Source organism: Duganella sp. BJB476 (assembly GCF_003416895.1).
GTDB lineage: Bacteria > Pseudomonadota > Gammaproteobacteria > Burkholderiales > Burkholderiaceae_D > Rugamonas.
This window is the reverse complement of sequence record NZ_QVIO01000001.1, coordinates 761,063-785,740: the sequence shown is the minus strand read 5'-3', so window position 1 is coordinate 785,740 and position 24,678 is coordinate 761,063. Positions and strand designations below refer to the sequence as shown.

At 61.7% G+C, this 24,678-nt stretch carries 24 protein-coding genes; 16 read left to right on the top strand and 8 right to left on the bottom strand.

From position 1 onward, the window contains the following. The first annotated feature begins 73 nt into the window (after positions 1 to 73). Both D0T21_RS03445 and D0T21_RS03440 read left to right on the top strand, forming a co-directional pair. Positions 74 to 1,603 (top strand): FAD-dependent monooxygenase, encoded by a 1,530-nt coding sequence (locus D0T21_RS03445; RefSeq protein ID WP_116988423.1) that lies wholly within the window; start codon positions 74 to 76, stop codon positions 1,601 to 1,603. A 66-nt stretch (positions 1,604 to 1,669) separates the two neighbouring features. Further along, positions 1,670 to 3,529, top strand: coding sequence for a DUF885 family protein (locus D0T21_RS03440; RefSeq protein WP_116988422.1), 1,860 nt, complete (start codon positions 1,670 to 1,672; stop codon positions 3,527 to 3,529). Positions 3,530 to 3,574: 45 nt separating this feature from the next. On the opposite strand, the gene D0T21_RS03435 is transcribed toward D0T21_RS03440, so the two are convergent. After that, complete coding sequence (locus tag D0T21_RS03435; RefSeq protein ID WP_116988421.1) at positions 3,575 to 4,381, bottom strand: DUF4118 domain-containing protein; 807 nt, start codon at positions 4,379 to 4,381, stop codon at positions 3,575 to 3,577. On the opposite strand from D0T21_RS03435, the gene D0T21_RS03430 reads away from it, so the two are divergent. Both D0T21_RS03430 and D0T21_RS03425 read left to right on the top strand, forming a co-directional pair. Next, positions 4,380 to 5,258, top strand: coding sequence for a carboxylesterase (locus tag D0T21_RS03430; RefSeq protein ID WP_116988420.1), 879 nt, complete (start codon positions 4,380 to 4,382; stop codon positions 5,256 to 5,258). The genes D0T21_RS03435 and D0T21_RS03430 overlap by 2 nt on opposite strands. 377 nt (positions 5,259 to 5,635) lie before the next feature. Beyond that, on the top strand, positions 5,636 to 6,595 hold the full coding sequence (locus tag D0T21_RS03425) for a DUF535 family protein (protein WP_116988419.1): 960 nt from the start codon (positions 5,636 to 5,638) through the stop codon (positions 6,593 to 6,595). A 4-nt stretch (positions 6,596 to 6,599) separates the two neighbouring features. On the opposite strand, the gene D0T21_RS32165 is transcribed toward D0T21_RS03425, so the two are convergent. Further along, positions 6,600 to 6,767, bottom strand: a complete 168-nt coding sequence (locus tag D0T21_RS32165; protein WP_199538392.1) for a hypothetical protein — start codon at positions 6,765 to 6,767, stop codon at positions 6,600 to 6,602. Here D0T21_RS32165 and D0T21_RS03415 point away from each other — a divergent pair. Beyond that, positions 6,757 to 7,335 (top strand): YdeI family protein, encoded by a 579-nt coding sequence (locus D0T21_RS03415; protein ID WP_116994272.1) that lies wholly within the window; start codon positions 6,757 to 6,759, stop codon positions 7,333 to 7,335. The two genes, D0T21_RS32165 and D0T21_RS03415, sit on opposite strands and share 11 nt — an antisense overlap. Here the strand turns inward: D0T21_RS03415 and D0T21_RS03410 are convergent. Then, the gene (locus tag D0T21_RS03410; RefSeq protein WP_158567954.1) at positions 7,332 to 8,882 is read right to left on the bottom strand and encodes a DUF1566 domain-containing protein; all 1,551 of its coding nucleotides are present in this window, start codon (positions 8,880 to 8,882) and stop codon (positions 7,332 to 7,334) included. The genes D0T21_RS03415 and D0T21_RS03410 overlap by 4 nt on opposite strands. Before the next feature lie 73 nt (positions 8,883 to 8,955). Here D0T21_RS03410 and D0T21_RS03405 point away from each other — a divergent pair, with 73 nt between their 5' ends. Both D0T21_RS03405 and D0T21_RS03400 read left to right on the top strand, forming a co-directional pair. Next, entirely contained in the window at positions 8,956 to 10,227 is a 1,272-nt protein-coding gene (locus D0T21_RS03405) for a D-amino acid dehydrogenase (RefSeq protein WP_116988416.1), read from the top strand. Between the two features lie 41 nt (positions 10,228 to 10,268). Beyond that, positions 10,269 to 11,195 carry a tetratricopeptide repeat protein gene (locus tag D0T21_RS03400; protein WP_116988415.1) on the top strand — a complete coding sequence of 309 codons (927 nt, stop codon included), beginning with the start codon at positions 10,269 to 10,271 and terminating at the stop codon, positions 11,193 to 11,195. 19 nt (positions 11,196 to 11,214) lie between these two features. Here D0T21_RS03400 and D0T21_RS03395 read toward each other — a convergent pair whose 3' ends face one another. Beyond that, positions 11,215 to 12,186, bottom strand: coding sequence for a LysR family transcriptional regulator (locus D0T21_RS03395; protein ID WP_116988414.1), 972 nt, complete (start codon positions 12,184 to 12,186; stop codon positions 11,215 to 11,217). Between the two features lie 111 nt (positions 12,187 to 12,297). On the opposite strand from D0T21_RS03395, the gene D0T21_RS03390 reads away from it, so the two are divergent. Continuing rightward, positions 12,298 to 13,251, top strand: a complete 954-nt coding sequence (locus tag D0T21_RS03390; protein ID WP_116988413.1) for an MBL fold metallo-hydrolase — start codon at positions 12,298 to 12,300, stop codon at positions 13,249 to 13,251. 16 nt (positions 13,252 to 13,267) lie between these two features. After that, positions 13,268 to 13,900, top strand: a complete 633-nt coding sequence (locus tag D0T21_RS03385; protein ID WP_373886651.1) for a response regulator — start codon at positions 13,268 to 13,270, stop codon at positions 13,898 to 13,900. Here D0T21_RS03385 and D0T21_RS03380 read toward each other — a convergent pair. From D0T21_RS03380 to D0T21_RS03365, 4 genes are read right to left on the bottom strand one after another with little or no spacing between them, the layout of a single operon-like run. Continuing rightward, positions 13,897 to 14,553, bottom strand: a complete 657-nt coding sequence (locus tag D0T21_RS03380) for a YoaK family protein (protein WP_116994270.1) — start codon at positions 14,551 to 14,553, stop codon at positions 13,897 to 13,899. The genes D0T21_RS03385 and D0T21_RS03380 overlap by 4 nt on opposite strands. Continuing rightward, on the bottom strand, positions 14,553 to 14,954 hold the full coding sequence (locus D0T21_RS03375; RefSeq protein ID WP_116994329.1) for a DoxX family protein: 402 nt from the start codon (positions 14,952 to 14,954) through the stop codon (positions 14,553 to 14,555). Before D0T21_RS03375 ends, D0T21_RS03380 begins: the two co-directional genes overlap by 1 nt. After that, positions 14,954 to 16,885: an amidohydrolase gene (locus tag D0T21_RS03370; RefSeq protein WP_373995376.1), complete on the bottom strand. Its 1,932-nt coding sequence runs from the start codon at positions 16,883 to 16,885 to the stop codon at positions 14,954 to 14,956. The genes D0T21_RS03375 and D0T21_RS03370 overlap by 1 nt, the downstream gene beginning before the upstream one ends. After that, complete coding sequence (locus D0T21_RS03365) at positions 16,882 to 17,151, bottom strand: DUF1427 family protein (RefSeq protein WP_116988408.1); 270 nt, start codon at positions 17,149 to 17,151, stop codon at positions 16,882 to 16,884. The genes D0T21_RS03370 and D0T21_RS03365 overlap by 4 nt, the downstream gene beginning before the upstream one ends. A 276-nt stretch (positions 17,152 to 17,427) precedes the next feature. Here D0T21_RS03365 and D0T21_RS03360 point away from each other — a divergent pair, with 276 nt between their 5' ends. The 7 genes from D0T21_RS03360 to D0T21_RS03330 all read left to right on the top strand — a co-directional run bounded on the left by D0T21_RS03360 (position 17,428) and on the right by D0T21_RS03330 (position 24,628). Further along, positions 17,428 to 19,209 (top strand): hypothetical protein, encoded by a 1,782-nt coding sequence (locus D0T21_RS03360; RefSeq protein WP_147328021.1) that lies wholly within the window; start codon positions 17,428 to 17,430, stop codon positions 19,207 to 19,209. 181 nt (positions 19,210 to 19,390) lie between these two features. Next, the gene (locus D0T21_RS03355) at positions 19,391 to 20,068 is read left to right on the top strand and encodes a response regulator transcription factor (RefSeq protein ID WP_116988406.1); all 678 of its coding nucleotides are present in this window, start codon (positions 19,391 to 19,393) and stop codon (positions 20,066 to 20,068) included. Positions 20,069 to 20,186: 118 nt separating this feature from the next. Continuing rightward, positions 20,187 to 20,456: a hypothetical protein gene (locus D0T21_RS03350; RefSeq protein WP_116988405.1), complete on the top strand. Its 270-nt coding sequence runs from the start codon at positions 20,187 to 20,189 to the stop codon at positions 20,454 to 20,456. Between the two features lie 149 nt (positions 20,457 to 20,605). After that, a complete protein-coding gene (locus tag D0T21_RS03345) occupies positions 20,606 to 22,780 on the top strand; it encodes a TonB-dependent receptor (RefSeq protein ID WP_116988404.1) in 2,175 nt (724 codons plus the stop codon). Between the two features lie 51 nt (positions 22,781 to 22,831). Further along, positions 22,832 to 23,485, top strand: a complete 654-nt coding sequence (locus D0T21_RS03340; RefSeq protein WP_116989342.1) for a MarR family winged helix-turn-helix transcriptional regulator — start codon at positions 22,832 to 22,834, stop codon at positions 23,483 to 23,485. A 78-nt stretch (positions 23,486 to 23,563) separates the two neighbouring features. Next, positions 23,564 to 24,106: a carboxymuconolactone decarboxylase family protein gene (locus tag D0T21_RS03335; protein ID WP_116988403.1), complete on the top strand. Its 543-nt coding sequence runs from the start codon at positions 23,564 to 23,566 to the stop codon at positions 24,104 to 24,106. A gap of 9 nt (positions 24,107 to 24,115) precedes the next feature. Continuing rightward, the gene (locus D0T21_RS03330) at positions 24,116 to 24,628 is read left to right on the top strand and encodes a redoxin domain-containing protein (protein ID WP_116988402.1); all 513 of its coding nucleotides are present in this window, start codon (positions 24,116 to 24,118) and stop codon (positions 24,626 to 24,628) included. Positions 24,629 to 24,678 lie beyond the last annotated feature (50 nt).

Genomic DNA, 24,678 nt, shown 5'->3' with positions numbered 1-24,678 from the left:
ATCTTACCAGCCGATTCTTAAGCTCGTATTCAATTGAACGCACCCCATTCGACGCCGGATGTAGACTCTTTGCATGGCCCCTCAAGTCCTCATCGTCGGCGCCGGCCCCACCGGCCTGGTGCTCGCTATCCGCCTGGCGCGGCATGGCGTGGCCGTGCGCATCATCGACAAAAACAGCGGTCCCGGACAGGCTTCGCGCGCCATGGCCGTGCATGCGCGCACGCTGGAGTTCTACCGCCAACTGGGCTTTGCCGATGTCGTCGTCAACCTCGGCATCAAGATCGAAGCCATCCACCTGCGCGAGGGCGGCGAAGATGTCGCCGAACTGCCGCTCATGGACATCGGCGCCGGCCTCAGTCCCTATCCCTTTGTGCTGGCCTTCCCGCAGGACGACCATGAGCGCTTCCTGGTCGAGCAGCTCAGGGCCATGGGCGTGGAAGTCGAATGGAACACCGAGCTGGAGTCGTTCACGCAGGACGAATGGGGCGTACGCGCCGTGTTGGAGCGCAACGGCGACCGCATCGCCAGCAGCAGCGCCTACCTGTGCGGCTGCGACGGCGCCCGCAGCCGCGTGCGCGAATCGCTGAAGTTCGATTTCAGCGGCGGCACCTACGAACATTTGTACTACGTGGCCGACGTCAAGACCTCCGGCCCGGAGAATCGCGACCTGGTCGGCCACATCGGCGCCAACACCTTTGCGCTGATGCTGCCGGTGCGCTCGCGCGGCATGCAGCGTCTGATCGGCATCATGCCGCCGCAGGTGGAAGCGGTGTCCGAGCCGGGCTTTGAAGACGTCCGCCCGGTGCTGGAGCCGCTGTTGGGCATACAGGTGGAACAGGTCAACTGGTTTTCCACCTACCGCGTGCATCACCGGGTGGCGTCGCAGTTCCGCTCCGGCCGCTGTTTCCTGGCTGGCGACGCGGCCCACATCCACAGCCCCGCCGGCGGCCAGGGCATGAACACCGGCATCGGCGACGCCGTCAACCTGTCGTGGAAACTGGCCCAGGTGCTGCAAGGCCGCGCCGATCCCACCCTGCTCGACACCTACCAGGCCGAGCGCATCGTGTTCGCGCGCAAGCTGGTGGCCACCACCGACCGCGCGTTCCAGATGATCGTCTCGCAGGGCGCCGGCGGCCAGCTGCTGCGCGGATGGCTGGTGCCGCATGTATTCCCGGTGCTGGCCGGCTTTGCGGCCGCGCGCCGCGCGCTGTTCAAGACTCTGTCGCAAGTGCAGATCCACTATCCCGACAGCCATTTGAGCGGCGGCCGCGCCGGCGACGTGATCGGCGGCGACCGCCTGCCCTGGGTGCCGCAGCCGGATGGCGAGGACAACTTCAGCGCGCTGCAGACGCTGGATTGGCAGCTGCACGTCTACGGCCAGCCATCGGCCTTGCTGAGCGCCGCCGCGCACGAAGTGTCGCTGCCGCTGCATGTCTATCCATGGAGCGACGCCGCGGCGGAAGCCGGCTTGCTGCGCGACGCCGCCTACCTGATCCGCCCCGATATGCACGTGGCGCTGGCCCTGCCGCGCCAGGAACTCGACACTCTGCGCAGCTTGGTGGAACGCTATCACTTGCGCTTCGCTCCCGGCAAAATTGATTGACACACTTCCCGCCATCAGGCTAAGGTCGGCCACGCACGAATTCTTAGTCCGAACACAAAGGAAGTCATGAACAATCAGCCTCAGAATTTCTCCCGCCGCGACCTGCTGCTGTCCGCCTTGTCCGCCACCGCCGTCAGCGCGCTGCCCGGCTTCGCACTGGCACAAGCAGCACCGGCCGACGCGCAGTTCTCCACGCTGCTGGAAAACTTCGCCGACGAGATTCTGCGGCTGGCGCCGACCAACGCCACCTCGCTGGGTGTCGATAAAGGCGAACGCGCCGGCCTGAAGGCGCAACTGGAAGACTTGTCCCCGGTCGGCGACGCCGCCTGGGCCGCGCAGGTCAAGTCGATGCTGGGCCGCCTGTCCGCGCTGGACCGCAACGCCCTCGGCGCCGACGCGCAAATCCGTTACGACACCGTGCGCTATGCCGCCACCGAAGGCGTGGCCGGTTTGCGCTTTTCCTTCGGCGGCGCCGCCAGCGGTTTCTTCGGCGGCACCGCGCCCTTCCCCGTCACGCAGCAGGACGGTGCGCTGACCCGCATACCCGAGTTCCTCGATTCGCAGCACCAGATCGCCAACGCCGCCGATGCCGAGGCCTACCTCGAACGCGTGGCCGGCATGGCGCGCATGCTGGACCAGGAAACCGCCCGCATCGTCGACCAGGCCGGGCAAGGCATCATGCCGCCGGACTTCATCGCCCGCACCGCGCTGGGCCAGTTGAAGGAATACCGCAAGACCGCCGTCGCCGCGCAAAAACTGGTCACCTCGATCAGCGAGCGCACCGGCAAGCTGGGCATCGCCGGCGACTGGAACGCGCGCGCCGCCAAGCTGGTGGAAGGTGCGGTTTATCCGGCGCTGGACCGGCAGATCGCCGCCTTCGCCAAGGCCACCGCCAAGGCGACCAGCGTCGCCGGCGTGCACCGCCTGCCGGACGGCGCCGCGTACTACGAATGGGCGCTCAAGCTGGGCACCTCGACCAGCCATAGCGCCAAAGAGATCCACGCGATCGGGCTGGAACAGAACAAGCAGCTGCAAGCGCGCATCCACGCCATCCTCAAGGCGCAGGGCATCACGCAGGGCACGGTGGGCGCGCGCCTGCAGGCGCTGGCCAAGGACCCTAAGCGCTTCTACGCCGACAACGACCAGGGCCGCGAACAGCTGATCGCCTATTGCAACGAGCGCGTCAACGCCGTGCGTGCGCTGATGCCGAAGATCTCGCACATGGACTTGAAGGTGCCGCTGCAAATCAAGCGCGTGCCGGTCGATATCGAAGCCGGCGCCGGACTGGGGTATATGAACTTCGCCTCGCTGGACGGCGCGCGTCCGGCGATCTACTACATCAACCTGAAGTCGACCACGCTGTGGCCCAAGTCCGAGCTGGCCACGCTGACCGCGCACGAAGGCTTGCCGGGCCACGCCTTCCAGGGCGCCTACCTGGCCGAGCACCACGACGAGCTGCCGCTGATTGCCTCGCTGATGGCCTTTAACGCCTTTGACGAGGGCTGGGCGCTGTATGCCGAACAGTTGGTCGACGAGTTCGGCCTGTACGCCAACGATCCGTTCAGCCAGATCGGCTATCTGCAAGCGCAGCAGTTCCGCGCCTGCCGCCTGGTAGTCGATACCGGCATCCACACGATGAAGTGGACGCGTCAGCAGGCGATCCGCTTCCTGGTCGAGAACACCGGGCGTGGCGTGCAGGCGATGACCAGCGAGATCGACCGCTATTGCGCGTCGCCGGGCCAGGCCTGCGGCTACAAGATGGGCCACAACGAAATCCTGCGCCAGCGCGAACGCGCCAAGGCCGCGTTGGGCGGCAAGTTCGACCTGGCCGGCTTCAACGACGCGCTGGTGCAAAGCTGCGGCGTGCCGTTGACGGTGCTGCCGACGGTGGTGGACCGCTATATCAGCGGCGCGAAGAAGGCCTGAGTTGCGGGAGCTCAGAACTGTTACACACGCTCCCGGGCAATCCATTTACCCAACATTATTTGCGACTAGTACAGTCATTCGCCAGTGTTGTCGGTAGTGAATAGTCCACAATATGCCATCTACCCACTGATAATCATTCAGTGCGGTTTTAACACGAAAGCGAAGTGTTTTCTTGCTACCAACCGGTAAATGTTCCGCCTGCGATAACTCACGTTGCATCATCGCATCCTCATCAGGGTGGATCATTGTATGCCATTCCAAATTCTTATCTTCCCCATCGTCTCCACCAGTAATGCGATGCCATGCCGGCATCCGATACGGCAGATGCCCAAAGGGCATTAGCAAAAGAATCTGGTCCATCGCAGCAAAGGAGGATGTGACCTCCTTGACAAAAGCATGACTTTTTCGTTGCTGAAACAGCAGTTGGTTGTAGACTTCCAATAAGGATCGACGTTGCGAGTTAACTACGCTGAGCATCAATTTTGTTGAGTAGTGCGAGCGTCGAAGATACTCAAGCAAAAGTATGGTGATTATTGCTATGATGAGGTTGCTAGCCATGGCGATGAAATCATCGCCTGTCGGTATCGATAAGGTGCCGTAAGGCGCCATAAAAAAATATAACCCCAATGACATCCCGATGATCATGCTCACAAATGCTGCGGTAATGCCAAAAAAAAATTCCGTGGTGATGCTGGCAATAACAAAAAAGAGAAATGGCACATGCGGCTCGATAAAGGGATGAAGAATTTTTCTGATGGCAAGGGCGGCCAAGGTCAATAGCAAGCCCATACCAAGCCGAAAAACGGGTGTTCCCGTGGTCCATTTTTTAGAATTTTTGTTCAGGTAAGACATGTCATTCACTCCAATTGAAACCAATAATCGTCGCGCCGGCCATGTAGTTATATTGCTTCATGGGCTAGCCAGCAGCTCCCTTGAAGTGGCCCGTTTAGGCAAATATCTGACCAACAATGGACTCGCGACGTACGAGCCAAATATAACAGGGTTTTGCTATGGCCAACCATGTAGTCAGTGGCGCGAGTGGGTCGATGAAATGCGCCGTGAGTATCGTCGCCTGTCGGAAATCTACCAGACCGTCTCTATTGTCGGGGTTTCTATGGGAGCGACTTTGGCGTTGGCCGTGGCGGCAGAAGAAGATGGCATAGCAGCCTTGGTGCTGCTGTCGACCGCGATTGCGTATGACGGCTGGGCGATTCCTTGGTACCGTTCCTTCCTGTCGATCGCTCGCCATTTTTCCTGGGCTAAAAATTATAAGTACCGCGAGCGAGAGCCTTTCGGGGTTAAAAATCCTGAGATGAGAGCTAGAATCAAAAAAGCCATCCTGTCCAGCGAAACCTCGGAGGCGGGTGGAGCATACATTGGCTTTGATCATGTGAATCAAGCGGATGAATTGATTGTTCATGTACGAAAAAGCGTTGATCTTGTGACCTGTCCGACCTTGATCATTCATGCAACAGAGGATGAGACAGTTAGTCCACGCAACGCCGACTGGTTAATGGAAAATATCAGCGCGAAAAGAAAAAAGTTGATCTTTCTTGGCCAGAGTTATCACATGATTACCATTGATAATGAATACGAATTTGTTTTCCATGAATCCGAATTATTTATTAAATCCTCCATCAATGCTCTCTCCCCCAAAATGGTATTTGAGCAACCTGACGTTATAAGCAAAGCCCTGCAGCGCGCAATTAGACGGAGGGGGGATCGTTAGTTGCCATTATGTTTCAGCCATCAACCGATTCCCGGATATTAACGCTCTGGTCGGCCACTTGGTCGGCATTCATGTTCCCGCGGCAACGGCCGCACTCTGAGCTCCATGCAGGGCCGCCGACGACGGCTTATGTCGGCGAGCGATCAAAGGCCGCAAGTCCGATGCTGCGGTCGCTGGACACCCGGCCTGCATCGTTTTCCTGGCGATGTCATCCGCCAATGTAGCCCTCCAGTCGGCAATTACGGATGAGCTAAACAGCAACCTACGCCAAATACCCAGGGCGATGAACCAACCACCTTACTGACTCGTAATACATATTCGGCATCTAAGTTGATACAGTGCGTTACATATCGCGCTTAAACTGGATTGCCGCTACCATGAAACAGATTGGTTTACCTAAGAATTCTGTATGTGATGCATTCAACAGAGTAATATTTCTCTTAATCAACCGTTTTATTCCGCTTATACAACATCTGCGTGGACATTTTTCTTGGCTTAGGACATTGTCGCATCCCAATATATCCTCCCTTGCCACACTACACCCGAGATTGAAGTACAAGTATTTGCGCAATAACTATCTTTTTTTCGCGTTACCGATCGCTGACGCGCTAAAAATCATGCGTTATCACTATCAAGTAATTTCAAAGTATGTAGGTGTGGATTTTTTTTCGTGCCTTTTCGAAAAGGCACCGCTGATTTGGGAGTTGCAGAAAGATGAATGTCATTTTGGAATACGAATGACGTATCCGAGGGATCTGCGCAGAGAATCTGTCATGCACGACCATGAGGGCGACCTCGCACTACTATTTGAAGCGGATGGCGTACCAATTTATGTTCTTTGCATGACGATTGTTCCCAACTACATTGCAGAGCGGAACTTTCACACTCAGCAAACAAGCGATGTGATATTTATCGGACGAGTTCAAGGAGTAAACGGTCAATTTTCCGCGGTTAGGGCTGCTACCAAGAGCCTTTATGACACTACCCCTGCACGACTTCTAGTTAATGCAACCGAAGCGATCGCAAGATTACTTAGCATCCAATTGGTTGTTGGTGTATCGAATGAGAAACAACTGTCCCGGGAAAAGACGAACGACGAGAAAGGCGCCTTTTTTGACTACGATACCTTTTGGACTAGCATTGGATCCTGCAAAACTGACAACGGATTCTTTAGTATGCGGCCTGAAAGCAATGAAAAACCAATTGAGGAAGTCCAGCAGAAACACCGATCGCGAACACTTGCAAAACGTAAATTCCGGAAAAGTGTAGTTGATGTGACCGAGTTAGGCCTGCGTCGGATTTTCACGCAAATTGAAGGCTTGAACACTACAAACTGATTAATTATCGCTGCGCCGCGATCAGCAGCATCATGGGGCGCTCCAGCTCTTCAGCCAGTCCAGGGTTGCCGGCGATTTGCTCGGCCGTGGGCGGGGAGCCGGGTATAATTATTTTTTTGCCACTGTTGATTCCATCGAGGTGCACCATGACAGAGAAGACATTGAATTCCAAGGTTGATGCCTTTGTCGGCAAGCCAGGCCAATGGCAGGACGCATACATCAAGCTGCGCGCCATCGCCCTCGACTGCGACCTGGCCGAGGAATTCAAATGGGGCCATCCCTGCTACACGCTCGACGACCAGAACATCGTGCTGATCCACGGCTTCAAGGAATACTGCGCGCTGCTGTTTTTCAAAGGCGCTTTGATGCAAGATCCCAAAGGCATCCTGATCCAACAGACCGAGAACGTGCAGGCGGGGCGCCAGATCCGCTTCACCAGCGCCGAAGAAATCGCCAAGATGGCGTCGACCTTGACGGCCTACATCCGCGACGCCATCAAAGTGGAGCGGTCCGGCGCGCAAGTGGAATTCAAGAAGACCGCCGAATTCGCCATGCCGGAAGAATTTCTGAACAGGCTGGAAGAATCGCCCGAACTGCAGGAAGCCTTCGCCGCCCTGACGCCCGGCCGGCAACGCGGCTACCTGCTCCACTTCTCCTCAGCCAAGCAAGCCAAGACCCGCGAGTCCAGAGTGGAGAAATGTATCCCGCATATCCTCAAGGGCAAAGGGTTGGACGACTAACGAACTGCCAGCGCATACCCGGTGTTTGCCATGGGGATGTTATAGACGCCAAAGTCGCAGCTGAAGACGCTCCACGCATCGCCGGAACTGGCCGCATTGGCGCTGGAAGTCCAATAGTACTGAAACTGCGCAAAGTTGGAAAAGCTAGCGGGCTGCGAGGCGATGCCCGCTGCGGAACTGTTGAACGACTCGTCAAAATAGTCCGCCATATTGCCTTGCGCACGATCGGCCAGGCTCAGCATTTCTTTCCGGGTCGGCATTCTCCAGGCGCCAGCGACGGAACCATCGGTCAGGCCGCACTGCCCGCTGGCGAGCGTGCTGATGGCGCCGAGAGCCGCCGCCCAGTTCTGTTGGATGCAATCGGCTTTCTTCAGCCAGACCAGGCCGGTGGCCGTGTCGGTGACCGTGCCGTTGCCGTTGTCGCGCATGCGGGGCGCGGGTAGCGGCACGCCCTTCTCCAGCGAGCCGTCATCGCCGCTGGCATAGAAAACATAGAAGCCCGTCGCCTGCAGCCTGCCCGCCCCGGAACTCGTGCCTTTGACCGCCCACACCGCATTCGTCGATGTCGCCTTGATGTTGAGATTCGAACTGGCAGTGTCGTTAATGTAGCGTCCATCCTGCATGCGGATCGCCCATGCGTTCGGCGATCCCACCTGGCCGCCGTAGTAGCTGGTCGACGTCCAGTAGATTCCGGTCGATACGGCAGTGAACGGGTTGCCGGCAGTGAGCGCCGGATTGCTGGCGGAGACGTCGACCAGGCTTTCAAGTTCCACCAGGTTGGGCAAGCGCCAATCACCGGCCTTGGATCCATCCGTCAATCCGCACGTGCCGCTCGCCAGCTGGTTGGCCTCGGACAGCGCGTTCGCCCACAGTGCCGGACTGAGGCAACCGGCATTCCTCAGCCAGACCAAGCCGGTTAAATTGTCTGTGACGGTGCCGTCCTGGTTGTCGGTGTAGCGTTTCGATAGCCCAGTCGAGACGATACTCACCAATGGATTGCTGCCGTCGTAGGCATTGAAGTTGGCGCCGGTGATGGAGTTGTTAACTCCCGAATTCAAATTGACGACGTTGAACATAATGCCGGATCCGCCATTCGGATTCGAAAACGCGCCGTTGTAGCCGGCCCGCGTAACGGCAGCGCCAGTGTTGACGTACCAATTCTTGGGCGATGGGTCCCACAGATAGGCGGAACGGTCGCCCGACACATTCGTTGCCATGAACGGATTAAACGCGTATCCGGCTTTCGATGCAAAGAACTGGTAGTTGATGGTGCAGGACATGGTGCAGGAAGTCCCCAGGCCGCCAACGCTGTAATTGCCATTGGCGTCGGTGGTCAGGGTGGCGAAGACGCGGTTGCTATTGGTCTCGTAGACTGTCACGGTGGCGCCGGCCAGCGGCGTTCCCTTGAACATGACCGTCCCGCTGGCGGTATTCGAAGGCACAGGGACAAAGGGTTGGGTATTGCCGCCGGAACCGCCGCCGCCCCCACCGCAAGCGTTGATCAGGCCGACGCCCAGCACAACCAGCAGCAAACGGATACGCGCCATGGTTTTCTCCCTGTTTTTTGCTAGTCTAGTCCGCTTCCAGGGCTGGCGCCACCTTAGATGGTAAACTATTTGGATGAAAACCATAGCCATCATCGGCGGCGGAGTCACCGGCGTCACCACTGCTTACGCGCTCGCCAGGAGAGGCTACACCGTCACGCTGCTGGAGCGCCATCGCTACGCCGCGATGGAAACCTCGTTCGCCAACGGCGGCCAGCTGTCCGCCTCCAACGCCGAAGCCTGGAACCACCGCAGCACCATCGTCAAAGGCCTGAAGTGGATGCTGAAGAACGATGCGCCGCTGCTGGTCAGCCCGAAACCCAGCTGGCATAAGCTCTCCTGGTTCGCCGAGTTCATCGCCGCCCTGCCCCACTACCGCGACAACACCATCGCCACTACCAGGCTGGCAGTGGCCGCGCGCGAGCATCTGTTCAGCTGGGCCGCGCAAGAAGGCATAGACTTCAACCACAAGCGCGCAGGCATCCTGCACATTCATCGCGACCGCGCCGATTTCGACCACGCCGCCGAAGTATCCAGACTGCTGGCGCAAGGCGGCCTGCCGCGCCGCGCGGTCACGCCTGAGGAAATGCGCGCCCTTGAACCGACGCTGACCGGCCAGTTCTACGGCGGCCACTATACCGAAAGCGACAGTTCCGGCGACATCCACAAATTCACCGCCGGCCTGGCGCAAGCGGCGCAGCGACTGGGCGTGGAACTGCGCTTCGAGCAGCAGGTGACCAACGTCCGCGCCGACGCCAACGGCACCTTCATCACCACCACCCACGACGGCGCCGACGACACCCAACGCTACGACGCCGTGGTGGTCTGCGCCGGCACCGCCAGCCGCGCGCTGGCGGCCATGCTGGGCGACCGCGTCAATGTCTATCCGGTCAAGGGTTACTCGATCACCGTGCACCTGCACGACGCCGCCAGCCGGGCCGCCGCCCCCAACGTCAGCCTGGTGGACGACGCCACCAAGCTGGTCGCCAGCCGCCTGGGCGCGGACCGCCTGCGCGTGGCCGGCACGGCGGAGTTCAACGGCTACAACCGCGATATCCGCGCCGACCGCATCGCGCCGCTGCACAACTGGGTGCAACAATGCTTCCCCGGCATCAGCACGCGCGATGTCACGCCATGGGCCGGCCTGCGTCCGATGATGCCGAACCTGATGCCGCGCGTGGGTCGTGGCAAGGCGCCCACCGTGTTCTACAACACCGGCCACGGCCACCTGGGCTGGACTTTATCAGCCGCCACGGCCGACATCATCGCCGACACGGTGATGGCCGCAGTGGGTGTTCCAACGCCATCGGTTAGCCAGCGTACCGCGCGGGACTTGAAAATGGCGTAAACTGCCACTATATTCAGCCTGTCCCTACAAGGAGATCTGACATGACGGCAAAATCTTTCGCACGTATGACCCTGCTGGCGGGCGCTTTGGCGCTGGCGATGCCGGCGTTTGCGGCCGAACCCACGCTACACGATGTTTATGTCGCCGCGGAAGCAGGCAAGTACAGCGACGCCCAGGACCTGATGGACCAGGTCCTGAAAGCCCACCCGAACAGCGGCACGGCGCACTTCGTGGAGGCCGAACTGCTGGCCAAGCAAGGCAAGTTCGCCGCCGCGCAGGGCGAGCTGGCCACGGCCGAACGGCTGGCGCCGGGCCTGCCCAAGGTGAATCCAAACGCGCTGGCCAAGCTGCGCACGCTGCTGGCCGAGGGCCAGAAACCCAAGGCCAACTATTCGCAGCAGCAGCCGGCCCGCAGCAACGCCGGCTACAGCAACGGTAACTATGGCGCACCGCAGAGCAGCGGCATCCCCTGGGGCACCATCCTGATCCTGGGCGGCGGCCTGATAGGCTTTATCTGGCTGGCGTCGCGCTTCATGTCGCGCCGTAACCCGCCAGCCGACAGCTACAACAACCCGGCCGGCTTCAATCCCGGCGGCGCTCCGGCGCCCGGCTATGCGCCAGGCGCTTATCCGCAGCAGGGTTATCCGCAGCCAGGCTACGGCCAGCCGCAACAAGGTAGCGGCATGGGCTCGCGCATCATGGGCGGCCTGGCGACCGGCGCGGCGGTAGGCGCAGGTATCGTCGCGGGCGAAGCGCTGGCGCGCCAGTTCACCGGCGGCAACCACGATTCGGGCAACAGCAGCCAGCCGCGCAACGACATCGTCTATGACGATCCTTCACGCGACGAACTGCTGCGCCGCGACGACATGGGCGGCAATGACTTCGGCGTCAGCGGCGGCTGGGACGATTCCGGCAGCAGCGGTGGCGGCGGCGATAGCGGCGGCGGTGGCGGCGGCGACTGGGATTAATCTCCGCCGATATTTCACCTCACGGGGCGCGGCGCTCGCCCGCCCCGGCAGCTTCCATCGCAAGATCCCAATACGGCGGATCGCCGAAATACTCCTTCAAATGACGTATCAGCAGCTGCGCCTTGGCCTGGTTGGAACGCCCCGGCATGTGCACCGCATGAACCGCTGACTCGTGCGGATCGCGCCGGTCCGACGCCGCGCCACGCCGCACCGGCGCCATCGGAAACACCGGCACCAGCTGGCCGGCGACGATGGCGTCGCTCACCAGCCAGTTCGCCAGATGCACCAGCCCGGCGCCACCGATGGCCGCGTGCAGCAAGGAATCGGTATCGTCGCAGCGCAGCTTGCCCTTGACGGCCAGCGGCTGGTTCTGGTTCACCCCATCGAAGCGCCACCAGCCGCGCGGCGCCGAGCGCCCGGTCACGGTCAGGCATTGGTGGTTGAGCAGGTCCATCGGCGTTTGCGGCCAGCCATGACGTGCCAGATAGTCCGGACTGGCGCTGACCACGCGGTTCTGGATCGCCAGCCGCGTCGCCACCAGGTCGCTGTCGGGCAGCACGCCCGCGCGCACCGCCACATCGACGCGGCGCGCCGACAGGTCGACGATATCGTCGCTGACGTGCAGCTCCACCTCCAGCAGCGGACAGTGCCGCAGGAACTCGGCGATGGCCGGCGCCACATGCAGGCGCCCGAAGGCGGCCGGCGCGGTCACCGTCAGCAGGCCGCGCGGTTCGCTGTCCAACTCCTGCACGGCGGCCTTGCCTTCGGCCAGTTCGGCCAGGATGTTGCGCGCACGGGGCAGGAAGCGCTCACCGGCGTCGGTCAACAGCATTTGCCGGGAACTGCGCAACAGCAGGCGCGAACCCACTTCGACCTCCAGCGCATCCAGCTTGCGCGACACCGAGGACACCGCCATCTTCAGCTCCCCCGCCGCGCGCGACAAACTGCCGTGCTCCACCACCGCCAACAGGCACTTCAGACAATCGATCATCGCTTTCCCTTTCTTTGCAATTCACGCAAATACAATTTGCATTATTGGATATTGTGCCATTTTTTGCAAAGCTGCATACTGTGTTTAGTAAATTCACTAATGAGGAACTTTATGCAACTCTTACGCAAACTCAGCCCTCTGGCCGCCGCCCTGGCTTTCGCCATCAATACCCCTGCAATGGCCGCCGCGCCGCTGGCCGGCACCAATGCGCCCGGCTTCTTCCGCATCATGCTGGGCGATTTTGAAGTGACCGCGATCAGCGACGGCACTGTCGACCTGCCGATGAACAAATTGCTGCAGCAGCCGGCCGCCAAGACCGACCAGGAACTGGCCCGCTCCTTCCTGACCAACCCGGTGGAGACTTCGGTCACCGGCTACCTGGTCAACACCGGCGCCAAGCTGGTGCTGATCGACACCGGCGCCGGCAACCTGTTCGGCCCGACGCTGGGCAAGCTGCTGGCCAACCTGAAAGCCTCGGGCTACCAGCCGGAACAGGTTGACGAAGTGCTGATCACCCATATGCACCCGGACCACGTGGGCGGCCTCGTGGCCAACGGCCAGGCGGCCTTCCCCAACGCCGCCATCCGCGCCGACAAGCACGACACCGACTTCTGGCTCAGTCAGGCCAATATGGACAAGGCGCCGGCCGACAGCAAGGGGTTCTTCCAGGGCGCGATGACGTCGCTGGCGCCTTACGTCGCCAACCAGCACCTGCAACCGTTCAATGGCGCCAGCGACATCACGCAGGGCATCCGCGCCGTGGCCAGCTACGGCCACACGCCGGGCCACATCAGCTACATGGTTGAGAGCAAAGGCAAGAAACTGTTGATCGTGGGTGACCTGATCCACGCCGGCGCCGTGCAGTTCGACCATCCGGAAGTGACCATCGGCTTCGACACCGATCCGAAGACCGCCGCCCAAGCCCGCAAGCAAGCCTTCACGGAGGCCGCCAAGGAAGGTGCGCTGATCGGCGCAGCCCACCTGCCCTTCCCCGGCCTGGGCCACTTGCGCAGCAGCGGCAAAGCCTACCAGTGGGTGCCGGCGAATTACACCCAACTGCGTTAAGCTGGCCGCCATGGAAATGCGTGACACTCCTCGCCCCATCAGCGTGCTGGTGGTGGACGACCATCCCTTGCTGCGCACGGGCTTGGGCGAAGCCATCGCCAGCCAGGACGACATGTGCGTGGTCGGTGAAGCCAGCAACGGCCGCGAGGCCGTCGAGCAGCACGGAGCTCTGCGGCCCGACGTCACCATCATGGACATCCTCATGCCGGAGATGTGCGGCGTCACCGCGCTGCAAGCGATACGGCACGCGCATCCCGGCGCGCGCGTCGTCATGCTGACCACCTACAAGGGCGACGTGCAGATCCTGCGCGCCGTGCAGGCTGGCGCCGCGGGCTTTTTGTTGAAGAGTACCTTACGCAAAGAGCTGCTCGATACGATACGCGGCGTGCACCAGGGGCAGCGCCGCATCCCGCCGGAGATCGCGATGGAACTGGCCCAGCATATGGGCCAGGGTCCGTTAAGCGCACGCGAAACGGAAGTACTGAGCCATGCTGCCAACGGCCATTCCAACCGGCGCATCGCCGAACGGCTGTCGATCTCGGAAGAGACGGTGAAGGCGCACATGAAGAACGTGCTGTCCAAGCTGGCCGCGAACGATCGCACCCATGCGGTGACGATCGCCCTCAAGCGCGGCATCATGTCGATCTAGTCGCTGGCCGCGCCGGCCAGCCAAAGCAGCAGCACGCATGGAAGTATCAGGCCGTTGAAGCCGGCCTGCATGAACGCCAGAGCGCCGCTGATGCAGCCCGCGGCAAACGCCAGCACCGGCCAGGCCAGCTTCTTCAGGCGCCCGTGCGCATCGGCGTCGCCGCGCAGCGTGTCCACCAGGTCGATCACCAGTTGGGTCACATTGCCGGTCATGACGGTGGTGGCGGCCACCTTCCCCAACAACAGCTTGCCGTAGGCGTTTTGCACCGCCATCGCGCCGGCGCACAGCATGCCGGTCAACAAAGTCAGCGGCGCATTGGGCGCGTCGATGGGCGCGCCCGCCAAGGCGCAGCCCACACTGCCCGCCATCAGCAGGGCCTGGAGCAAAAAGCTGTTGCGCAGCTGGCGGCTGCCGGAGCGCTCCCAATGCAGTATCAGCAAGCGCGCCAGCGCCACGAACAGCACAAACACCGGGAACACCAGCAGCTTGAGCAAGATATCCTGCGACGGATGCACCATCGCCCGGCCGATCAGCACGAAGTTGCCGGTGACATGGGCAGTGAACAGTCCGAACAGGCCGATAAAGCCCAGCGTGTCGACATAGCCGGCCAGGAAGCCCAGCGCCACGCTTTGTTTAGTCTCGCCGCGCTCCATCAGGTCTCCTTCTGAATATCGTGCCACGCCACCAGCAAAAAGGCGCCGGCCAGGCCCAGGTGCTCATAGAAACCGTTGGCCGCCATGAAGCGCTCCGGCCCGGTGATTTCCCAGTAGCGGTTGGCGACAAAGGTAGCCATCAACGTGAACGCGGCCAGGTAGCCTGCGCCCAGCCAGCGATAGAAGCCGGACAAAATCATCAGCGAGGCGCCCAGCTCGCCGGCGATCACCAGCGCGGCCATCGGGCCGGCCGGCGACAGGCCGAAGTGCTGCATCTCGCCGATGGCCGACGGGAAGTCCAGCAGCTTGTTGATGCCGCCCTGCAGATAGGCGGCGCAGATCAGCAGCAGGAAGATCCAGCGCACCCACGGTGCGCGCAAAGGTTGGAGTAGCGCCGCCATCACACCGCCCAGCAGGCGCAACCCAGCGCGCCCCAGAAGCTCTTCAGGTCCGACGTCGGCAGCTTGCTGGCCCACGCGCTGGCGTGCTGGTGGCCGTGGACGTTGCACTGGTTGGCGCAACCGCAGGCGGCCTGCTGCTGGCGCAGTTGCTGCTGCTCGCGCTTGCGCTGCTCCAGTTCCTTCAGGGCCGCGCGGTTGTTGCCGATCTGTTCGCCCCAGCCGGCATAGCCGCCGAAGCGCCGCACCGGCGACCAATCCGGCATGGCCGGCGGCGGCGGTTCGTCGTAGCTGGCGAATTCGCCGGCCGCGTAGACGATCTTCCCGCCAACGATGGTCAGGCACGACGTCATGTCGGCGATCTCGCTTTCGGCGCAGGCGTAGAAGTCCTTGTCCGGCACGATCAGGTCAGCCAGCTGGCCGGCTTCGATGCGGCCCTTCTTGCCCACTTCATTGGAGAACCAGGTGGTGTTCTCGGTCCACATGCGCAATGCCGTTTCGCGGTCCAGGCAATTGGCGCGCGGGTACATCTGCATGCCGCCCACGGTCTTGCCTGTGATGAGCCATGCCAGCGACACCCACGGGTTGTACGAGGCCACGCGCGTGGCGTCGGTGCCGGCCGAGACCTTCACGCCGGCCGCCAGGATTTTCTTGACCGGTGGCGTGGCCTCGGCCGCGCCGTGGCCATAACGTTCGACGAAGTACTCGCCCTGATAGGCCATGCGGTGCTGCACGGCGACGCCGCCGCCCAGCGCGGCGATGCGGTCGATCGACTGGTCGGAGATGGTTTCGGCGTGGTCGAAGAACCAGTTCAATCCCGTCAGCGGAATGTCCTGGTTGACGCGCTCGAACACGTCCAGCGCGCGGCTGATGGTTTCGTCGTAGGTGGCGTGCATGCGCCATGGCCAGCGGTTCTGCGCCAGCACGCGCACCACGCCTTCCAGGTCGTCCTCCATCGTGTCCGGCAGGTCCGGGCGCGGCTGGCGGAAGTCTTCGAAGTCGGCCGCCGAGAAGGTCAGCATTTCGCCGGCGCCGTTGTGGCGGAAGTAGTCGTCGCCCTGCTGGTACTTGACGCTCTGCGTCCAGTTCAGGAAGTCTTCCTTTTCCTGTGCGGGCTTTTGCGTGAACAGGTTGTAGGCCAGGCGTATCGTCAGCTGCTTGGCGTCCGACAGCTGCTGGATCACCTGGTAATCCTCGGGATAATTCTGGAAGCCGCCGCCGGCGTCGATGGCGCCGGTCACGCCGAGGCGATTCAGTTCGCGCATGAAGTGGCGGGTCGAGTTGACCTGGTATTCCAGCGGCAGCTTGGGTCCTTTCGACAGCGTCTGGTACAGGATGGCCGCATTCGGCTTGGCCAGCAGCAGGCCGGTGGGATTGCCGGCGCCGTCGCGCAGCATCTGGCCGCCGTGCGGTTCGGGCGTGTCTTTGGTGTAGCCGACGGCGCGCAAGGCGGCGCCGTTGAGCAGCGCGCGGTCGTACAGGTGCAGGATGAACACCGGCGTATCCGGCGCCACCGCGTTCAGTTCCTCGATGGTCGGCAGGCGCTTCTCGGCGAATTGATGTTCGGTGAAGCCGCCCACCACACGCACCCATTGCGGCGCTGGCGTGATCGCCACTTGCGCCTTCAGCATGCCCATCGCGTCGGCCAGGCTGCGTACGCCGTCCCAGCGCAGCTCGAGGTTGAAATTCAAGCCGCCGCGGATGATGTGGCAATGGTTGTCGATCAGGCCGGGCAGCGCGCGCTTGCCTTGCAGATCGACCACCCTGGTGCGTGGACCAGCCAGCGCCAGGATCTCGTTGGCGCGGCCGACGTGGGTGAAGCGGCCGTCCTTGATGGCCACCGCCTCGGCGTGCGGATTGCTGCGATCGAGCGTGGTGAACAGGCCGCGATGCAGGATCAGGTCAGGCTGCGGGTTCAGGTCTTGGCTCATCATGCTTTCCCTTTGGTTTCGTCATTCTTTTGCGCGGACGGCAGTTGGCCGAAGCAATGCGGCTTGACGTGCTCCTCGATCCACGACACCTGCCTGGCCTCCGGCTGCCACAACTGGCGCAGCAGCGGCGGCAGCTGCTCGCCCAGCAGGATGCCCAGCAGGCCGACCAGCGCAATCACCGGCGGCGCTGGCGAGCGCACGTTCAGGAAGCCATAGATTAATCCAACCAGCAGGCCGACGGCCAGGGACACGATATACATTTTGGACATGGGGAATTCCTCGAAAAGGGAGTGAGTCAGCATGCCGACAGTCTAGAGGGCAGATCTCTGTTTGCCATCACCGGGAATGATCCCCATTTGCTCTTACTTTTGAGGTGTAAATTGTAAAAAATGAATCATTTCCTGAACTCTAATAGCATAATAGACAACCATTGATTTTTAACAAGGAATACTATGCGCATCCCCGTGTTGCCCCCATTGGCACTGAGCCTGGGCCTGATGTTTGCCTGCCAAGGAGCGCAAGCCACCAGTCCCGCCGGCGAGGTAATGAGCACCGCAGCCCCTTTCGAGCCTGAGGCATCCTGCGTATCGACCAATACCTGCTTCAAAAAACGCTGGATCTATTACTCGTCCAACATGGGCGCCGGCCTGTACGAACAAGATCCTTATTACGTCACACTAAACAATCTGATCACCACGGCCAAAGACAACGGTTACAACGGCATCGCATTAAGCAGCAGCTATCTGACGCTGCTCGGCACACCGGATAATGCCCACCGCTACTTTGTCGATAACTTTACAGCCCTGGCACAGAAGGCCAGGGATCTTGGCATTGAACTGATACCGGTCTCCGGCAATCCGGAAATCCCCAAGTACCGCCATCCCGAACTGGTCGAGGCGATCCCGGTCGACCGCATGTCGTTCACTGTCAATGGCGCCGTGGCGCAGGCCGACGGCACATCGCTCGTCAAGGACGGCTCCTTCATAAACGGCCTCGGCGCCTGGCAGCTGGCGGAGCCCGTCACCCGAATGAAGCTCGATACCACCGTCGGCCACCCTTCGGCCAGCGGCGAAACGAACTCGGTTAAATTTATTTCGACGGCCGGCGTGAATGGTAACAATTTGGGCACCGCCAGGCTGTGGCGCCAGTTCGGCAATCTCAAGCCGCACACCTCTTACCGCGTTTCGTTCTGGATGAAGACCCAGAACTACAAAAACAAATTCACTGTCATGGTCTACGATCCGAGCGGCGTGAATGCCATCTATCGTAACTTCTCCAGCAACGCCGGCATGGGCTGGGGCACGCAGAGCAACGGCAACTGGAACGACAACCCCAATACGTTTACGGCTGACCAGGATTGGACGCGCTACGACTTCGATATCAATACCCTCAACTATGACGGCTTCCGCCTGTATATGGGCACATGGGGCAATACCATGGAAACCGACGGCGCCGCCTGGATCGACGACATCGATATCCGCGAAGTCGGCCTGCCGCACACCGTCCGCCGCGAGCAGCTGTCGCCGAAGGTGACTGTGACGGTCACGTCGGACGACGGTTTGATCCCCTATACCGAAGGGCGCGACTACAAAGTGCTGCCCGAGAAACTCTCCATCCTGTCGACTGGACGGATACACAATGGCGACAAGCTGCTGGTATCGTCGTACCAATCGGGCGACAACTTCAGCGCGCGCTACGGCACGCCGGCATCGTCCTGCTCGCAAACCTTCTTCGACGATCAGAAAGCGGTCTTCGACGGCATCAACAACCTGTTTGCGTCGTCGAGCTTCTTCATCTATTACGACGAGTGGCGCGTGATGAACTGGGATCCGTCCTGCACCGACGCCACGGCCGGCGCTTACCTGGCCCGCACGACGACCAAGATGCAGGACACCGTACTGCAAACCAATCCCAACGTGAACATGTACATCTGGAACGACATGTTCGACCCGAACCTCAACGCCTTGCCGAAGTACTTCGCCGTCAATGGCGACCTGACCGATGCCTGGAAAGGTCTGAAACCAAACACGACGGTCATGAACTGGAGCACCTTCTCGCAGCGCCAGTCGTTGAAATTCTTCTCGGACAAGGACTTCCGACAGATGATCGCCCTGTACTACGACGACTCCTCGCTGGCATCCACCCGTACCTGGCTGACTAATCTGCAAACGGCCGAGCAAGCCGACGGCGTGAAAGGCGTGGACGGCTTTATGTACACCACCTGGAACGGCAACAACGCCGACCTGAAAAGAGTCACTGACCTGATCCGCACGGAGTTCCCGCGCTACTGGCCAACAGTAACCACGACCACACCGTCGACTCAGTAACACCAGCACCTGCCCCCTGACGGTTTCCCCGGAAATCGTCAGGGGGCATTTCATTCAGCCATCACCCTTTCTGGGTAGTGCCCTTACCCCGTATCGGGGCGTGGCAAAAATGTTCATCCAGTTTATCCTTCTGCCGCAGGACAGCAAACGAATTCAATGTCACTATTCGGGGAGAATTGAGATGCGACTGGATACCAGGAACTGGCCACACACCGCAATTGGCGGCAACCTCGCCAACCAGGACATCAAGGTGCGCGTACTGATCGCGCACAGCGACGCCATCGTCAACGCCGGCCTGGCCGCGCTGCTCGGCGCCGAGAGCGATATGCAAGTCACGCCTGACGCGGCACAGCCGCATCCCGTTCAGGCGGACGTCATCATCCTCGACCACAAGGGCGCGCTGGAACACATGCGCCAACAGGCCAACACGCCGCAGCACGGCGAGGCGCCTGCGCGCGTGCTGATCGTCACGCAGATGGACCGCGAATGGGAGGTGCGCACCGCGATGATGGCCGGCGTGCACGGCTACCTGCTGCAAAGCTGCGCCGCCGACCAGTTGCCGGCGGCGGTGCGTGCGCTGAGCCGTGGCCTGCGCTACCTGAGCGCGGACCTGAGCCGCTGCGTGGCCGACAGCTTCACCCGCGTCGGCCTGACCAGCCGCGAAACGGACGTGCTGCAACTGCTGGCGCAAGGCCAGTGCAACAAGTCGATCGCGCGCGAACTGGGCATCGGCGTCGGCACCGTCAAGACCCACGTCAAGGGCCTGTTCGACAAACTGGGCGCCACCGCCCGCACCCACGCCGTGGTGCTGGCCACCCGGCGCGGCCTGGTGGGCGAAGGCGCCATCGGCCAGCATTGACTTCATTACGAGATAGTCATTGGCGAACTTCGCAGAAGCCCTGTAAAATCAGGGCATGCACGCACATACACTCTCCGTAGGCACATCACATCGTCAGACGCGCACCCAGCGCGTCCTGATGCTGTTCGTGCTGGTGTTCCTGTCGCTGCAACTGATCGGGGCGAGCTCGCACAAGCATGCCTACACCGACACTCAAAACGATTGCGCAGCTTGCGTAATTGCGCACATGCCGGCCGGTGTTCCGCCGCCGGCATTGGCGGTGGTGCCGGTGGCGATGCTGGTCAGCCTGCCCGCCCTCGTCCCGCAGCGTTCCGTCCGGGCCCGCCGGATCGACTTCCTCACCCCGCCCTCGCACGCGCCGCCCGGCGTTGCCGCTATCTCCCTCTGATTCGCTTTTTTCGTCGCGATTTTTCGTAACGATTTTTCGTTAGACCTAACACGGCCGCATTTTTGCGCCCCGTGCGCGTAGCCGCGCGCCTGCCCGACACGATCGCGCAGGCCGGAGGCTAGCCACGCCTGAACATTCAAGGACTTACCATGCAACGCACGCCACAACTCCGCACCCTCCCACTGCTGCTGGCCGCCGCTTTCTGCGCCCACCACGCCAGCGCCGCCGACGATGCCGCCAGCCCTGCCGCCCCGCCGGCCAGCGCCGACGGCAGCCCGATGCAGCAAGTGGAAGTGACCGCCGCCCATCTGAAGAGCGCGCGCATCGACCTGTCGCCGAACGTCGGCACCACCGTCTATTCCATCGACCGCCACATGATCGAGCAGCTGGGCCGCGGCGACAACACGCCATTCAACGAAGTGCTGCTGCGCCTTCCGGGCGTGAGCCAAGATTCGAAAGGCTCCGGCTCCATCCACGTGCGCGACGACCACGCCAACGTGCAGTACCGCGTCAACGGCGTGCAGCTACCAGAGAGCATCACCGGCTTCGGCCAGTCGATCGACACCCGCTTCGTCCAGCAGACCGACTTCATCACCGGCGCGCTGCCGGCACAATTCGGCCTGCGCACGTCGGGCATCGTCGACATCCAGACCAAGGAAGGCACCGTCAAATCGGGCGGCCGCGTCGGCGTGCTAGTCGGCGGCAACGACTACGTCGAACCGAGCGCGGAATTCTTCGGCACCCAGGGTGCCTTTAACTACTACCTGTCCGGCAGCTACCTGTCGAACGCGCTGGGCATCGAGAATCCGCTGCCGACCCGCAGTGCGCTGCACGACCGCACCAAACAAAGCAAGTCCTTCGGCGCCCTCTCCTGGTTCCTGGACGAGCAAACCAGATTGGGCCTGATGTTCGGCACCTACAACGGCCGCTTCCAGATACCGAACAATCCTGGCCAGGCACCGGGCTTCTCGCTCACCGGGCAAAGCGATGCCACAGCAGGCACCAGCAAGCTGCCGTCGTCGCAGCTGGACGAGCGCCAGCGCGAGGTGAACCGCTTCCTGGTGCTGTCGCTGCAAAAGAGCATGGGTGACCTGAATTACCAGGTATCGGCCTTCCACCAGTATTCGGAACTGCACTACACGCCGGATGCGCTGGGCGATTTGATCTACAACGGCGTCGCCTCCAACACGCTACGCTCCAACTCCGCCAGCGGCGCCCAGTTCGACGCCAGCTACAAACTGAACGACAGCCACACCGTGCGCGCCGGCCTGGCCTACTCGCGCCAGACCACCCACAGCGATAACGCGGTCGCCGTGTTCGACACCGACGACAGCGGCGCGCAAGCCAGCACCGATCCGCGCACCATCATCGACAACAGCAGCAAGACCGGCAAGCTGTCCAGCTTCTACCTGCAGGACGAATGGCATATCGCCGCCCCGCTGACGCTGAACTACGGCCTGCGCTTCGACAAGGTATCGGCATTCGTCGACGAGCAGCAATGGAGCCCGCGCGTCAACCTGGCCTACCAGCTGGCCAAGGGCACGGCGCTGCACGCCGGCTACTCGCGCTACTTCACGCCACCGCCACAGGAACTGGCCGCGCAATCGAGCATCGACAAATACGCCGGCACCACCAACGCGCCGCAGGTGGCGGTGTCGGACAACGTCAAGGCCGAGCGCACCAACTACTACGACATCGGCTTGAGCCACCAGGTCAACGAACAGCTGACCGTGACGGCCGACGCCTACTACAAAAAAATCCGCAACATGCTGGACGAGGGCCAGTTCGGCCAGGCGCTGATACTGTCGCCGTTTAACTATGACCGCGGCTACGCCAAGGGCCTGGAGCTGTCGGCCGTGTACAATCGCGCCAACTGGGGCGGCTTCCTCAACCTGACCACGCAGCAGGCCAAGGGCCAGAACATCGTCTCCGGCCAGTCGCTGTTCGGCCCGGACGAACTGGCCTACATCGCCAACCACTACATCTACGTCGACCACGACCAGACCTACACGGTATCGGGCGGCGCCCACTACCACTGGGGCGCGACGCAGCTGAATGGCGATTTCCTGTACGGCAGCGGCTTGCGCATGACGCCCGACGGCGCCGCGCCCAACTCCGGCACGCTGCCGCACTACACCACAGTCAACCTGTCCCTGACGCACAACTGGAAGAATACAGCGATCGGCAACGTCGAAGGCCGCCTGGCGCTGGTCAACGCCTTCGACAAATCCTATCTGCTGCGCGACGGTTCCGGCGTAGGCGTGGGCGCGCCGCAATACGGTGCTCGCCGCACGCTTTACGCTGGAATTTCGGTCGGATTCTGATTTTAGTTAGGAGTCCTTGTTAAATTGGAATCCCTGTGTATAATGCACAGCATGGACACCAAACCAAACAAGCCGTGGCAGGATACGCCGGATGTCTCCGCGCGTATCATCACCTCTATCGGACGCATCGCCAGTGTGATGCGCTCCGGTATGTGGGAGTTCGCCACGTCCGAAAATCTGAATCCGGCGCAGGCCGAGATCCTTCAGCTGCTGCAAGGCCGCAAGCAGGGTGTGCGCCTGTCCTGGCTGGCGTCGCAGCTGTCGATCAGCGCGGCCAGCGCCAGCGATTCGGTGTCGGCGCTGGTGTCCAAGGGTTTGCTGTACAAGGCCAGGGCGGAGGACGACGGCCGCGCCACCGCGCTGTTCCTGACAGATGAAGGCATCGCCACGGCGGCCCGCATCGGCAGCGCATTGAGCTTTGCCGAAGATGCAGCCGCTTCCCTGCCCGCCGCCCAGCAGACCGAATTGCTGACCGGCCTGTTCAAGCTGATCGCGCAACTGCAAAAGACCGAACGCTTCCCCGAGATGCGGGCCTGCCTGTCGTGCCAGTATTTTGAAGCCAACCGCCATCCCGGCAAGCCGGCGCCACACCACTGCGGGCTGGTGAACGCGCCGCTGTCGGTGTCGCTGCTGCGCATGGACTGCCCCGAGCAGGTGCCGGCCGATCCCGCCACGCGCCGCCGTAACTGGAAGGTGTTTGCCTGAGATTTTTTTTGACCACAATAGTTAGGAGTCCTACTTGTTTTTAACCGCAGTACTTTTTTAACCTTGAAAGGAAATACCATGAACCGCATCCCCCTCGTCACTCCTGCCGACACCACCGGCGAACGCCAACAGCTGCTGGCGCAAATCCACGGCGCGTTCGGCGCCACGCCGAATATGTTCAAGGCCGTCGCCAATTCGACCGCCGCGTTGAAGAGCATGTGGGGCTCGTTCGGCGCCCTTGGCGGCGGCGTGATCGACGCAAAACTCGGCGAGCAGATCGCCGTCGCCATCGCCGACCGCAATGCCTGCGACTACTGCCTGGCCGCTCACACGGCCCTGGGCCGCAAGGCCGGCGCCAGCAGCGAAGAGATGAGCGCAGCACAAGCCGGCCAGTCCAGCGAGCCGAAGACCGCCGCCGCACTGCGTTTCGCCATCGCCGTCGTCAGCAATCGCGCGCAGATCGACAATGAGGATGTGGAAGCGCTGCGCGTCGTCGGCTTCAACGATGAAGCCATCGTCGAGATCATGGCCCATGTGGCGCTGAACCTGTTCACCAACTACGTCAACGTCGCCTTCAAGGTTCCGGTCGACTTCCCTGCGGTGAAACTGCGCGCCAAATAAGGAGCAGCCATGCACGCTATCGCCCCCGAACTCCAGGTTACGGCCTGGCTCAACACCACGCAGCCGCTGTCGTTAAGGCAGCTGCGCGGCAAGGTCGCCGCCGTCTACGCCTTCCAGATGCTGTGTCCCGGCTGCGTTTCACACGGCATCCCGCAGGCCAAAACGATACGCAGCACTTTCGACGAACAGGACGTCGCCGTGATCGGACTGCATTCCGTGTTCGAGCATCACGACGTCATGACGGCGAAGGCGCTGGAAGCCTTTGTGCACGAATACCGCATCCAGTTTCCGGTGGCGATAGACCAGACGGCGCCGCGCGGCGCCATTCCGCTGACGATGGAACAGTACCAGCTGCGCGGGACGCCGACGCTGCTGCTGATCGATCGCCAGGGGTGCTTGCGGCTGAACCACTTCGGCCGCGCCGACGACATGCAGGTCGGTGCGCTGATCGGCCGCCTGCTCGCCGAAACGACCGCGCAGCCGGAAGTGCACTGCGACGATACCGCCTGTAGCATCCGCTAGTACTCGGGCCGCAGTGCTTTCACACACGGGATTCAGGAACGCATAATCCG

What these genes read in the sequence shown, in the direction of transcription:
- D0T21_RS03445 (WP_116988423.1), top strand. Translation starts at nt 74, where the DNA reads ATGGCCCCTCAAGTCCTCATCGTCGGCGCCGGCCCCACCGGCCTGGTG.
- D0T21_RS03440 (WP_116988422.1), top strand. Translation starts at nt 1,670, where the DNA reads ATGAACAATCAGCCTCAGAATTTCTCCCGCCGCGACCTGCTGCTGTCC.
- D0T21_RS03430 (WP_116988420.1), top strand. Translation starts at nt 4,380, where the DNA reads ATGTCATTCACTCCAATTGAAACCAATAATCGTCGCGCCGGCCATGTA.
- D0T21_RS03435 (WP_116988421.1), bottom strand. Translation starts at nt 4,381, where the DNA reads ATGTCTTACCTGAACAAAAATTCTAAAAAATGGACCACGGGAACACCC.
- D0T21_RS03425 (WP_116988419.1), top strand. Translation starts at nt 5,636, where the DNA reads ATGAAACAGATTGGTTTACCTAAGAATTCTGTATGTGATGCATTCAAC.
- D0T21_RS03410 (WP_158567954.1), bottom strand. Translation starts at nt 8,882, where the DNA reads ATGGCGCGTATCCGTTTGCTGCTGGTTGTGCTGGGCGTCGGCCTGATC.
- D0T21_RS03405 (WP_116988416.1), top strand. Translation starts at nt 8,956, where the DNA reads ATGAAAACCATAGCCATCATCGGCGGCGGAGTCACCGGCGTCACCACT.
- D0T21_RS03400 (WP_116988415.1), top strand. Translation starts at nt 10,269, where the DNA reads ATGACGGCAAAATCTTTCGCACGTATGACCCTGCTGGCGGGCGCTTTG.
- D0T21_RS03395 (WP_116988414.1), bottom strand. Translation starts at nt 12,186, where the DNA reads ATGATCGATTGTCTGAAGTGCCTGTTGGCGGTGGTGGAGCACGGCAGT.
- D0T21_RS03390 (WP_116988413.1), top strand. Translation starts at nt 12,298, where the DNA reads ATGCAACTCTTACGCAAACTCAGCCCTCTGGCCGCCGCCCTGGCTTTC.
- D0T21_RS03385 (WP_373886651.1), top strand. Translation starts at nt 13,268, where the DNA reads ATGCGTGACACTCCTCGCCCCATCAGCGTGCTGGTGGTGGACGACCAT.
- D0T21_RS03380 (WP_116994270.1), bottom strand. Translation starts at nt 14,553, where the DNA reads ATGGAGCGCGGCGAGACTAAACAAAGCGTGGCGCTGGGCTTCCTGGCC.
- D0T21_RS03375 (WP_116994329.1), bottom strand. Translation starts at nt 14,954, where the DNA reads ATGGCGGCGCTACTCCAACCTTTGCGCGCACCGTGGGTGCGCTGGATC.
- D0T21_RS03370 (WP_373995376.1), bottom strand. Translation starts at nt 16,885, where the DNA reads ATGATGAGCCAAGACCTGAACCCGCAGCCTGACCTGATCCTGCATCGC.
- D0T21_RS03365 (WP_116988408.1), bottom strand. Translation starts at nt 17,151, where the DNA reads ATGTCCAAAATGTATATCGTGTCCCTGGCCGTCGGCCTGCTGGTTGGA.
- D0T21_RS03360 (WP_147328021.1), top strand. Translation starts at nt 17,428, where the DNA reads ATGAGCACCGCAGCCCCTTTCGAGCCTGAGGCATCCTGCGTATCGACC.
- D0T21_RS03355 (WP_116988406.1), top strand. Translation starts at nt 19,391, where the DNA reads ATGCGACTGGATACCAGGAACTGGCCACACACCGCAATTGGCGGCAAC.
- D0T21_RS03350 (WP_116988405.1), top strand. Translation starts at nt 20,187, where the DNA reads ATGCTGTTCGTGCTGGTGTTCCTGTCGCTGCAACTGATCGGGGCGAGC.
- D0T21_RS03345 (WP_116988404.1), top strand. Translation starts at nt 20,606, where the DNA reads ATGCAACGCACGCCACAACTCCGCACCCTCCCACTGCTGCTGGCCGCC.
- D0T21_RS03340 (WP_116989342.1), top strand. Translation starts at nt 22,832, where the DNA reads ATGGACACCAAACCAAACAAGCCGTGGCAGGATACGCCGGATGTCTCC.
- D0T21_RS03335 (WP_116988403.1), top strand. Translation starts at nt 23,564, where the DNA reads ATGAACCGCATCCCCCTCGTCACTCCTGCCGACACCACCGGCGAACGC.
- D0T21_RS03330 (WP_116988402.1), top strand. Translation starts at nt 24,116, where the DNA reads ATGCACGCTATCGCCCCCGAACTCCAGGTTACGGCCTGGCTCAACACC.